General features: G+C 59.4%; 10 protein-coding genes. 7 read left to right on the forward strand and 3 right to left on the reverse strand.

Annotated elements, in window-relative coordinates; all coding sequences use genetic code 11:
* Positions 1–49: 49 nt before the first annotated feature.
* The 4 genes from M5M_RS13260 (at position 50) to M5M_RS13275 (ending at position 4814) form a co-directional block, all read left to right on the forward strand.
* Positions 50–1000 (forward strand): LysR substrate-binding domain-containing protein, encoded by a 951-nt coding sequence (locus M5M_RS13260; RefSeq protein WP_015048004.1) that lies wholly within the window; start codon positions 50–52, stop codon positions 998–1000.
* Positions 993–2708 (forward strand): DUF3592 domain-containing protein, encoded by a 1716-nt coding sequence (locus M5M_RS13265; RefSeq protein WP_015048005.1) that lies wholly within the window; start codon positions 993–995, stop codon positions 2706–2708. The genes M5M_RS13260 and M5M_RS13265 overlap by 8 nt, the downstream gene beginning before the upstream one ends.
* Positions 2709–2784: 76 nt before the next feature.
* A complete protein-coding gene (locus M5M_RS13270) occupies positions 2785–3978 on the forward strand; it encodes a class I SAM-dependent rRNA methyltransferase (protein WP_015048006.1) in 1194 nt (397 codons plus the stop codon).
* A complete protein-coding gene (locus M5M_RS13275; protein ID WP_144062453.1) occupies positions 3975–4814 on the forward strand; it encodes a hypothetical protein in 840 nt (279 codons plus the stop codon). The genes M5M_RS13270 and M5M_RS13275 overlap by 4 nt, the downstream gene beginning before the upstream one ends.
* Here M5M_RS13275 and M5M_RS13280 read toward each other — a convergent pair whose 3' ends face one another.
* Together M5M_RS13280 and M5M_RS13285 are read right to left on the reverse strand one after the other, a co-directional pair.
* Entirely contained in the window at positions 4815–5957 is a 1143-nt protein-coding gene (locus M5M_RS13280; protein ID WP_015048008.1) for an imelysin family protein, read from the reverse strand. It lies immediately after the preceding gene.
* Positions 5958–6042: 85 nt separating this feature from the next.
* Positions 6043–6696: a histidinol-phosphatase gene (locus M5M_RS13285; protein WP_016389501.1), complete on the reverse strand. Its 654-nt coding sequence runs from the start codon at positions 6694–6696 to the stop codon at positions 6043–6045.
* A 118-nt stretch (positions 6697–6814) separates the two neighbouring features.
* Here M5M_RS13285 and rppH point away from each other — a divergent pair, with 118 nt between their 5' ends.
* The gene (gene rppH / locus M5M_RS13290) at positions 6815–7312 is read left to right on the forward strand and encodes an RNA pyrophosphohydrolase (RefSeq protein ID WP_015048009.1); all 498 of its coding nucleotides are present in this window, start codon (positions 6815–6817) and stop codon (positions 7310–7312) included.
* A gap of 13 nt (positions 7313–7325) precedes the next feature.
* Entirely contained in the window at positions 7326–9578 is a 2253-nt protein-coding gene (gene ptsP, locus M5M_RS13295; protein WP_016389503.1) for a phosphoenolpyruvate--protein phosphotransferase, read from the forward strand.
* Positions 9579–9698: 120 nt separating this feature from the next.
* Here ptsP and M5M_RS13300 read toward each other — a convergent pair whose 3' ends face one another.
* Positions 9699–10472, reverse strand: a complete 774-nt coding sequence (locus M5M_RS13300; protein ID WP_015048010.1) for an NRDE family protein — start codon at positions 10470–10472, stop codon at positions 9699–9701.
* 75 nt (positions 10473–10547) lie between these two features.
* Between M5M_RS13300 and lgt the strand changes: the two genes are divergently transcribed.
* On the forward strand, positions 10548–11378 hold the full coding sequence (gene lgt / locus M5M_RS13305; RefSeq protein ID WP_015048011.1) for a prolipoprotein diacylglyceryl transferase: 831 nt from the start codon (positions 10548–10550) through the stop codon (positions 11376–11378).
* The last annotated feature ends 42 nt before the right edge of the window (positions 11379–11420 follow it).

Here is an 11420-nt window from a genome sequence, read left to right on the forward strand (position 1 = left end):
ACTTGAATCAAACTGATTGTTCTTGTTTTAAGTATTAGGAAAATTAATAGTGTCGCTGAACCTTGATATCCGGCAGCTCCGGACCCTGTTGGCGCTGCGCGATACCGGCTCTTTGGTGGAAGCCGCCGACCGCTTGTGCCTGACCCAGTCGGCACTGTCGCACCAGGTGAAGGATCTGGAGTCCCGCTTGGGGCAGCCGGTATTTATCCGCAAAAGCCGGCCCGTGCGTTTCACTGAACCGGGCCAGCGGCTGTTGTTGTTGGCGGAAGAAGTGATCGCCGCGCTCGACAACGCCGAGCGCGATATCACCAAATTACTGCACGGCGAGGCCGGCCGGTTGCACATGGCGATTGAATGCCACAGTTGTTTTAACTGGTTGATGCCAGTGATTGATCAGTTCCGGCCGCACTGGCCGCAGGTGGAATTGGACTTCAGCGCCGGCTTTACGTTTGAACCGTTGCCTGCACTGGCGCGCGGCGAAGTGGACTTGGTGGTGACCACCGATCCCATGCCGTTAAAGGATGTGGTGTACGAGCCACTGTTTGATTGCGAAATGCAGCTGGCGGTGTCGCCCCGGCACCGGCTGGCCCAGCGTGAACGTGTGCAGCCCCATGACCTGGCCGATGAATTGCTCATTACCTATCCGGTGGCGCCTTCCCGGCTCGATATCATCAACCGGTTTTTGCAGCCGGCACAGATTCAGCCGACCCTGCGCACCACCGAAATGACCTTGATGATGGTGCAGATGGTGGCCTCGGGGCGCGGTGTGTGTTGTCTGCCCAATTGGGTGTTGGCAGAGTACGCCAATCTGGGGCAGTTGCAGTGTTTGTCGCTGGGCGAAGGCTTGTGGACCCGCGTGCAATTGGGATTGCGGCGGGAAACCCGCGCCATGCCCTATGCTGAAGAATTCATCCAGCTGGCGCGCGCGCATTGTGTTAAAACCTTATCCGGCATTGTGCCGTGCCAGACACCCAACGCGGGGGAAACGCTTGATGGCTAAGAAAACCGGTTCACCCTGGTTGCTGTTTTTATTTGCACTGCCGTTTGCCGGTGTAGGCGTCGGCCTGTTGTTTTTCAGCGTGCTGCCTTCGCTGTATGAGTGGCAAAGCATGAAAAGCTGGCAGCCAGTAGCCGCCCAATTGACCCATGCAGAACTCAAAACCCATCGCGGCGACGACAGCGATACCTATCAGGCGCTGGCGCGTTATCAGTATCAAATGCAGGGTGTGCAATACCAGGGTGACCGGGTGGGTATTATGTCTGGCGCGGATAATATCGGCCGCTGGCAACAGGATCGCGCGTACGAATTGCAGCGGCAGTTACATCAAACCATTACTGTGTATGTGAATCCGGATGATTACAGTGAGTCTGTCATCTACCCGGACCTGCGTTGGGGGATGCTGGGTTTTAAACTGGTTTTTGTGGTGGTGTTTGGCGGTGTGGGTGTAGGTTTGATGATTGCTACCCTCGTTGGCCGTAAAAAAACGCAAGCGCGTCAGGCGCGCAAAGAAGCAGGCCAGGCACTCTGGTTGCAGGAGCCCGACTGGGCCAACCCGGTATCCTCCGGTGGCCGTTCGGGCTTTTATGGGCTGCTATTTTTTGCAGTAATCTGGAACGCGATTTCCATGCCGCTGCTGTTTGTCATCCCCGACGAAGTGCGCAGCGGCAATACGCCGGCGTTGATTGGCCTGCTGTTTCCGTTGGTGGGTGCGGGTCTGATTGTGGCAGCAGTTGTGCAGTTCAGTCGCTGGCGCCGTTTTGGTTCAGCGCAGCTGACCCTGGACCCCTGGCCTGGCGCCATTGGTGGCCATGTGGGCGGCAGTTTTGTGGTATCACTGCCGCACCACGAGCAGCCGGATATTCTGGTGACGCTCGCGTGCTTGCGCAGTTATTACACGGGCTCAGGTAAAGACCGCAAACGCACGGAAAAGGTCATCTGGCAAAAGGAAGGCATTGCCGCGCAAACACCCGTGCAACATGCCACCCGCGTCAGCTTTCATTTTTCGGTGCCCGACAATCTGCCCGCATCCGAATTGGCTGACAGCGATTACCATTTCTGGCGGGTGAGTTTCAGTGCGCCGCTCAAGGGCGCGGATCTGGCCCTGGATTTTGAGATGCCGGTGTTTGCCACCGGCGCGACCGCGCAGACTGCAGGGGTTGAATCGGACCAGCACCCGGCGTTGGTTGCGCGCCATGAACAGCAATTGGATCAATTGTTGAATGCCCGGCAGTTGCCTGATGGGGTGGCGCTCTATTTCGATTACTTCCGTAATCCGCTTGGCAAGTTTATCGGCATTGTGTTCGGGGCCGTGTTTGCCGGCGCCGGGCTGTTTATGTGGAACAGCGATGCACCCGCGTTTATGGCGTTTATTTTCAGCCTGATCGGTGGCGGGATTGTGGTGGGCTGTTTGTATGCTTTGCTGAACAGCTACACGGTAAAAATGGGCAGCCGGGGGATTTATACCGAGCGTCGCATTCTGGGCGTGCTGGTGCGCAAGCGGCTGGTGCAGCCGGACCAGGTGCGGTATCTGACACTGAAAAAAAACGGCAGTTCGCAAACCGGTGCCAAAACCACCGAGCATTTTGTCATTGATGCCCAGTTAAAAGACGGTGGCAAAATCCGCGTGGCGGAATCACTTAATGGCCGGGGGCTGGCCGAACAGGCGCTGGAATCGCTGGCGTTGTTGAGTGGGTTCGCCAAGCAATGAGGCGCGATCAAATAGAGCCTGCCGGGTTTCTCCGGTAAGATGGCGGCCTTTTCCTACAGCACCTTTGGGGTAATTCATGAGCCTGTCACCATTGCATCTTAAATCCCAGGCCGATCGCCGGCTGCGCAAGGGGCACTTGTGGATCTACTCCAATGAGGTGGATGTTCAGGCCACGCCGCTCAAGGCCTTTGCGCTGGGACAGCAGGTGGAAGTGTTGGCGGCCAATGGCAAATCATTGGGCGTGGCCACGGTAAACCCGAACAATCTGATTTGTGCCCGCCTGGTCAGTCGCGATGCGCGCTACCCATTGGATAAATCCTTGTTGGTGCACCGCATTAAGCAGGCGTTGAGTCTGCGCGACAATTTCTTTCCTGCGCCCTACTACCGGTTGATTTATGGCGACAGTGATTTGCTGCCGGGCCTTGTGGTGGATCGGTTCGGCGATTATCTGGTGGTGCAGATTGCCACGGCCGGTATGGAAGCGGTGGTCGATGACATCGTGGCCGCATTGGTGAAGGTGTTACAGCCTGCCGGCGTGCTGCTGGCCAACGAGCACAGTGCGCGCGAGTTGGAACAGCTGCCGCTCTACACCCGGGTGGCACATGGCGACGTACCCGGTAAGGTGGAGCTGATGGAAAACCACACCCGTTTTCTGGCGCCGGTATTTGAAGGCCAGAAAACCGGTTGGTTTTACGATCACCGGCTCAATCGCGCCCGCCTGCAGGAATTTTCAGCCGGCAAGCGGGTGCTGGACGTGTTTTCCTATATTGGCGGCTGGGGTCTTGCGGCCGCGCAGGCCGGTGCACGCGACGTGGTGTGTGTGGATGCCTCGGCACCGGCATTGGAATGCGTCATGGAAAATGCCCGGTTGAATGGCTTTGCCGATCGGGTGCGCTGCCAGCAGGGCAAAGCCGTGGCCGTGATGAAAGCCATGATTGAGGCGGGCGAGCAATTTGACATAGTGGTGCTGGACCCGCCGGCGTTTATCAAAAAACGCAAAGACCATAAATCCGGGCTGGCGGCATACCGGCACATTAACGAACTGGGCATGCGGTTGTTGGGGCGCGATGGTTTGCTGGTGGCGGGTTCCTGCTCCATGCACCTGGCCACGGCGGAACTGGAACAGTGCATTCAGGGCGCGGCCCGGCACCTGGACCGGCAGGCACAACTGGTTGCCCGCGGCAGCCAGGGCCCGGATCATCCAGTGCATGCGGCCATTCCGGAAACCGAATACCTGAAAGCGTTGTTTTATCGGGTTTACAGCGCGTGAGGTACGCGCTCGGGTGTTTATTGGCGTTGACGGTGGCCGTTAACGCCGGTGCGCAGGATGTCGCCACCCGGTCTATCGAAGAGCTGAACCTGTCGTACGTTTATGCGCCCATTTTCGGCACCGGTATTTATCACGCCGGTGCCGAACAAACCACCGTGTTGAAAATTCCCGCTAACGGCTATTTGCTCAACCAGTCCGAGGATGCCGAAATCTTCTGGTTGCTGCCCGTCACTTTTGGTGTGCGCCGGGCCGCGATTGAAGGTGTTATTGACGACGTGCTGGAGGGTGAGTTGCATGACATGACGTTCATGCCAGGCGTGGCGCGCAGGTTTGAGCCGGCGGCGCGTTGGCAATTGAGCGCATCCGCGCAATTGGGGGTGGCTCATGATTTCACGCTCAATACCAGTCGCACCTTGTACACCTCTGCGCTGCGGGCGACCCACTGGTGGTTGCAGGGTGAACGCCGTTGGACCTGGGGCAGCCGCGTGCGGTTGGCCGGTCAGAATAAATTGGTGGAAGGTAAGCGCCAGGGCTTCGGATTATTGGAAACCGGCATCGAGTGGGATACGCCCACAGATTACCAATTGTTCGGCGAGCCGCTGCATGTGAGTATTTACGGTATTGCCCAATACTTCATTCAGCACACAGGCATTAAAGGAGTCGAGGGTGAGCCCATCGGTAGCCGCAATCTCTACAACCTCGGGTTTTCGCTCGGATGGGCCGAGCCGGTTGAGGTGCTTGGGGTGCCGGTGGACCGGGTTGGCATGACGTTTATCGGGGGCGACGATGTACGCGCCCTGTCATTCAACCTGGGGTTTCCTTTGGCGTCGGACTGATCAGGCGTCCGGGTCTGGCAGCTTTATCATTTGCGCCAATTGTTGCAGGCTGGCAATCGCCGCTATCCACTGGGTTTCACTTTGGTTTTCAGCCAGTTTTTGCAGGCTGCGTTCGGCAGCGGCAAGCTGGTCCCGCCAACCGTTCGATTCGTTACCGCTCCATTCACGGATCAGCAAACGGGTATCGTCCCGCAACAATTGCTGCAGGCTGGCAAGCTGGTTTTGCAACGCCGGTATTCCGTGGCCCGCGTAGGGTACGGGTGAGCTGGGCAGCGCGTCGGGAGCCTCGATCTGAGGTTGCAATTGTTGATTAATTAATTGTTGTTCGATCAAGTATATTGCGGCAGCCCTCAGCAATTCAGAGACCTGCTGACCACTTTGCCGGTTAAACGTTAGTTGTGAGCGGGTATTGGATTGCCACTGCAAGGCCAGCGATTGGAGATCGTCGCGCAGCAGATTCACCTGCAGGGCCAGCAGGGCGCGGCGCCGGTTGGTGGGCAATTCGTCCGCTTTGGGCGCTTCTTCGGAATGATCTTCAGTGGTGGCCAGGACAAAATCGGTGGCCGGCCGCTGGCCGTTTTCGCCCCACAACAGGTAGGCGATGGCATGCAGCCCCAGGGCGCGGTCTTCCGTATCAAATTGTTGGTGGGCAGCGCGAATGCTCTGGGCATTGATCGGAATGGCGATGTCGTTCACCAGCCCGGATTGACTGTAGACATCGAAGTAATCCAGAAAGCCCGGCTGGATGGGCCAGCCACCGATGGCGGCGGTGAGCGTGGCCAGATCGTCAAATAATCCCTGGTGCGCATCGATCACGGCCAGCTGATAGCTGAAGGCGAGCCAGCTGTTGTGGCATTGGTGCCAGGCTGCGCGGGCGTTTTCCAACTGCTTCGGCCCCGGTTGGTTGAGCAGCGATTGCACCGACTGATCCAGCTGGTCGGTGTGTTGGCTGACCTGTTCAAGCAGCGCACTGCTACCCGCCCATAAGTCGCGCGCGGCCTGCTTTACCGCTTGTTGACTGGCATTTTCCGGCGTCTCTGTCGCGGCCGGTGTGGCCGGCTCTCCGCCGGAGGGCGCGGGGCGATCACTGCAGGCGACAACCGTTGTCAGGGCGATGAGCAGGGCGATCGAGGGCGCGCGCATGAAATTCCTTTGCATTTTTGCTTGAACAGTTAGTTGGCTCGCATAGCACGCTATTCTGCGTGCCCTGCCCGCTTGCTGGCAAGCCTCAGCGCAGGCTGATTACCGGCCAATGGCGCGCTTCAGCGGCGGCCTGCAAGCGCTCACAGGGATCCACCACCACCGGATGGGTGACGGCCTCCAGCAAGGGTAGGTCATTGATGGAGTCGCTGTAAAAGTAACAAGTCTCATCTGGCGCATCGCGTTCCGCCATAAACGCCTGCCAGCGCAAAACCTTCCCGGCCTGAAAGCAGGGTGGGTCGATGATTTCGCCAGTGTATTGGCCGTCGATGATTTCGGGCTCGGTGGCGATCAGCTGATCCACGCCCAGCGCGTCGGCAATGGGCCGGGTAATGAATGCATTGGTGGCGGTGATGATCAGCAGGTAATGGCCTTTGGCGCGGTGCTCGGCCAGCAGGGCTTCGGCCTTGGGCAGCCACAGCGGGCGAATGCATTCCTGCATAAACTGGTTCAACAGTGCCTGTTGCTGGGCGGCCGGGAACTGCGCGACCTGGGTGAGGACAAAGCGCTGATAGGCATGGATGTCCAGCTCGCCGCGCTTGTAATCTTCGTAAAACTGGTCGTTGGCTTTCCTATACTGTACTTCGTCAACCAGGCCCTGCCGGACCAGAAACTCGCCCCAGCTGTGGTCGGAGTCCCCTGCAATGAGGGTGTTGTCGAGGTCAAAGATGGCAACGGTCATGGGCGGCTCCGGACTGGGGTGGGCAAGAATACCTATCTGGTCGGTGCGAGTAAATTGCTGAAATCTAAAGAGTTGTGGAACAATAAGCTGCCTGCACCCACATAATAAGGAACACATCTTGATAGACAGTGACGGTTTCAGACCCAATGTGGGCATCATTGTGACCAATGACCGTGGCCAGGTGCTGTGGGCGCGCCGCGTGGGCGGGCAAGACGCCTGGCAATTCCCGCAGGGCGGTATCAATCCCGACGAATCGGTCGAGCAGGCGCTGTACCGCGAATTGCATGAGGAAGTGGGTCTGACTGCCGATCAGGTAGAAATACTGGGCTCCACCCGCGGCTGGCTGCGCTACCTGTTGCCGAAAAAGCTGCTACGCAAAAACTCCTCGCCGGTATGCATCGGTCAGAAGCAACGCTGGTTTCTGCTGCGTCTGAAGGCAGACGACGGTGCCATCGATCTGCATACCCAGAAAAAAGATGAATTCGATCATTGGCGTTGGGTGAGTTACTGGTACCCGTTGGGTAAAGTGGTTTCATTCAAGCGCGATGTGTATCGCAAAGCCCTGCGCGAGCTGGCACCATTGCAAGCGCGTCACCAGCGCTCTCAGGGGGTTTAATTTGGCCGCGGGCATGCTCAATTCGTTGCGAACCATCGTGCAGGAGGTGAATGCTGCCCGCGATCTGCAATCGGTGCTCGACCTGATTGTGGCCCGCATCAAATCGGCCATGAACACCCAGGTGTGCTCGGTGTACCTGCGCGATGGCAAGGGCGCCTATGTACTGATGGCGACCGAAGGTCTGCACGCCAGCGCCGTGGGCAAGGTGACCCTGAAGCCCGAGGAAGGCCTGGTGGGACGCGTGGCCACGCGCGAGGAACCGCTCAATTTAGAGCATGCCGAAACCCACCCCAGCTACCAGTATTTTCCGGAGACCGGCGAAGAGCGGTTCAGCTCCTTTCTGGGCGTTCCCGTCATTCACCATCGCGAAGTACTGGGCGTATTGGTGGTGCAACAGGTGGAACAGCGCCGGTTCGATGAGGGCGACGAAGCTTTTCTGGTAACCCTGTCGGCACAATTGGCGGGCGTCATTGCCCACGCCGAAGCCACCGGTGTGGTGGCGGTGGGCAAAGGCACCGCCGACGCCAAATTTATGGGCACCGCTGGCTGTGCCGGCGTTGCCATGGGGGAAGCGGTGGTGATTTCGCCACCGGCGGACCTGCGTTCGGTGCCTTACCAGGTGGTATCGGACATCGATGAAGAAATCGCGTTTTTTTACCGCTGCCTGGCCGCCGTGCGCGAAGACATCGGGCGCATGGGCGAAGAGCTGCGCACGCGCCTGTCGCGCGAAGAGCAGGCCTTGTTTGATGCCTATTTAGCCATGCTGGATGATGCCTCGCTCGGGGGCGAGGTGATCGAGCGGATTGAAAACGGCGTGTGCGCGCCCTTTGCCTGGGCCGAGGTCATTCTCGAGCACGAACAGACCTTTGCCAGCATGAATGATCCTTACCTGCGGGATCGCGCAGCGGATGTGCGCGACCTCGGTCGGCGAGTACTTGCTTACCTGCAGGAGTCTGCCCAGTCGTGCCGGGTTTACCCGGACAATGCCATTCTGGTGGGTGAAGAACTGACCGCCTCCATGTTGGGCGAGGTGCCGCCGGACAAACTGGTGGGCATGATTTCGGTGGAGGGTTCGCGCAACTCCCACGTGGCGATTCTGGCGCGCGCCATGGACATCCCCACGGTGATGGGGGTGATCGATCTGCCCTATACCCAGCTCGATAGCCGCACCCTGATTGTCGATGGCTATAACGGCCTGGTGGTGTCGGACCCGAGTACCCAGCTCAAGCGTCAGTACAAGGCCATCATCAAAGAAGAACAGGCGCTGGCCAAGGGCCTTGAGAGCCTGCGCGACCAACCCTGTGAAACCACCTGCGGTCACCGCCTGAACCTGTGGGTGAACACCGGCCTGATGGCCGACGTGATGCGCTCGCTCGATCGCGGCGCCGAAGGCGTGGGTCTCTACCGCACCGAGGTGCCTTTCCTGCTGCGCGACCGTTTTCCCGGCGAAGAAGAACAAACCCGCATTTACCGGCAGCAGCTGGAGGCGTTTGCGCCCCGGCCGGTGACCATGCGCACCCTGGATGTGGGCGGCGACAAGGCCCTGCCCTATTTCCCGATTGAAGAAGCCAACCCGTTTCTGGGCTGGCGTGGCCTGCGGGTGACGTTGGATCACCCGGAAATTTTTCTGGTGCAGGTGCGCGCCATGCTCAAGGCCAGCGAAGATCTGGATAACCTGCGCATCATGCTGCCCATGGTCACCAACATGGCCGAGCTGGAGGCTGCCAATGGACTGATCATGCGGGCGTTCAACGAAGTCATGGAGGAAGGTCATCGGCTGGTCTATCCACCGGTCGGGGTGATGATCGAAGTACCGGCGGCGGTGTACCAGGCGCGCGAATTTGCCGCCCGGGCCGATTTCCTGTCGGTGGGCTCCAATGACCTGACCCAATACCTGTTGGCGGTGGATCGCAATAACGCGCGCGTGGCCGACCTGTACCAGAGTCTGCACCCGGCCGTGTTGCGCGCCCTGATGCAGGTGGTGGAAGCGGCCGCCAGCGAAGACTGCGACGTGAGCATCTGCGGCGAAATGGCGGGCGACCCGGGTGCCGCCGTGCTGCTGATGGCCATGGGTTACGACATCCTGTCCATGAGCGCCACCAACCTGCCCAAGGTGAAGTCGGTGCTGAGGGCCCTGTCGCGTGAACAGGCGGATACCTTGTTGCAGGACGTTTTGGCCCTGACGTCTGCCAGCGAAGTGGAAGCGCTCATCAATGAGCGGCTGACGAGCTTGGGTGTGAAACGCCTATATCGGCCCAACGCTTGATTAATCGGGCTGATGTTGCAGGAGTGGCGGGGCGGCCCATCCGCTTCTCAGCCGCGAATAGAGTTTGTGCCAGTTCCTTCGCGGCCAGGAAGCGGATGGCCGCCCCGCGCTCCTACACAGTCATAATCTCGCATCCCCCAACAACGGCAAACACACCTCATTCTGCATTTCACCGGCGTTATCAAACTGGCGTTCCCACAACTGGCCCCTGCCCTGGCCGTCCAGCAGTAATAATGAGCTGGCGCGGGTACCGTAGTCCGGGCTGACAATGAACCGGGCCGACAGGCGAGTTTCCCACTCGAGTCCCACGCCTGTGTCGGGGAGTTCAGCGGTGTCGGCAGTGGCGCGATGCGCCAACAGCGCCCACAGTGCCTGCCGCAAATCGGCGTCCTCTTCGGTGCCTACTGCATTAACGAAGGCGCTTTTACCCTGTGTTACTTTCGGCCAGGGGCTGTCGAGCCCCGCATTGCTCAAACCATAACAACCCGGTTTTAGTCGCTGTGATCCGGGTGGGTGAATGCCACCGCCATTGGTGTGATAGTCAATCTGCCAGCCGCCCGGGCTGAGCTCGCCCTTGAGCAGGTTGTAACCACCCACGTCGGCGTTGAGGGCGGGTGCCCGGCCGCGCAATGCATCCAATATCAGCGTTCCGCGGCTGCCTTGCGCCACCGGTGCCGCGGGGTTGCGGATATTGGTCAGCGCAGCCCAGCGGGCCTGCTCGCTCGCCATCAGCCAGCTGCCGCCGGCCTGCAGATCCTTGCCGCCCAGCCACTGGGGTTGTTCGGGCCAGCGCTGGGCCGGCCGTGTGAGCCGGTGATGAAATTCGTCGCGGTTGGCGGCTACAATCAGCGGCCAGCGCGGGTGCTGCTGAATTGCCAGAAAAATCAGACACATTGCAAGACTGGTTCTCTGTGGGCTGAGTCCGCATAATGCCCGCTCTCAACCCCCTTTTACAGTGACGGACGCAGGATGAAATACCCCGAAATAGACCCCATTGCCTTTTCCCTGGGGCCGGTGGACATTGCCGGTTACAGCCTTGGGCCGTTATCGGTGCACTGGTACGGGCTCATGTATCTGGCGGCATTTCTGGCGGCTGGGTTTATTGCAGCCCGCCGGTCCACCCGCGCCGACAGCCCGGTGACCCGGGCGCAGGTAGAAGACCTGATTATGTATGGCGCCTTCGGGGTGATTCTCGGCGGCCGCTTCGGCTATGTCCTGTTTTACAACTTCGACCGGTTTCTGGCCGACCCGCTGTGGCTGTTGCGCTTGTGGGAGGGCGGCATGTCCTTTCACGGTGGTTTGTTGGGGGTGCTGGTAGCGCTCTGGTTGTATGGCCGGCGCATTGGTCAGCCGTTTTTCGCCATCACCGATTTTGTCGCGCCGCTGGTGCCGCTCGGGCTTGGCTTCGGCCGGTTGGGCAATTTTATCGGGCAGGAATTATGGGGCCGCGCTACCGATGGCCCTTGGGGCATGGTGTTCCCGCGCGACCCCGAACAACTGGCCCGGCACCCGTCGCAACTGTATCAGGCGGCGTTGGAAGGCCTGTTGCTATTTATTATCCTGTTCTGGTTTTCCGCCAAACCCCGGCCCCGCATGGCGGTGAGCGGACTTTTCCTGCTGGGCTACGGCTGTTTCCGCTTTCTGGTGGAATTTGTACGCGAGCCGGACAACCACATCAGCTTTGACCTGTTCGGCTGGGTCACGCGCGGGCAGGTGTTGTCGGCGCCCATGATCGTACTGGGGCTGGTGTTTATCGGCCTGGCCTACCGCAATCAGGCCAGGACCCAGCAGCGTGGTTGATCCATACGGGTTACGCGCCTTGCGAAACGTAAAGACATTTCT

The organism is Simiduia agarivorans SA1 = DSM 21679 (genome assembly GCF_000305785.2).
GTDB lineage: Bacteria > Pseudomonadota > Gammaproteobacteria > Pseudomonadales > Cellvibrionaceae > Simiduia > Simiduia agarivorans.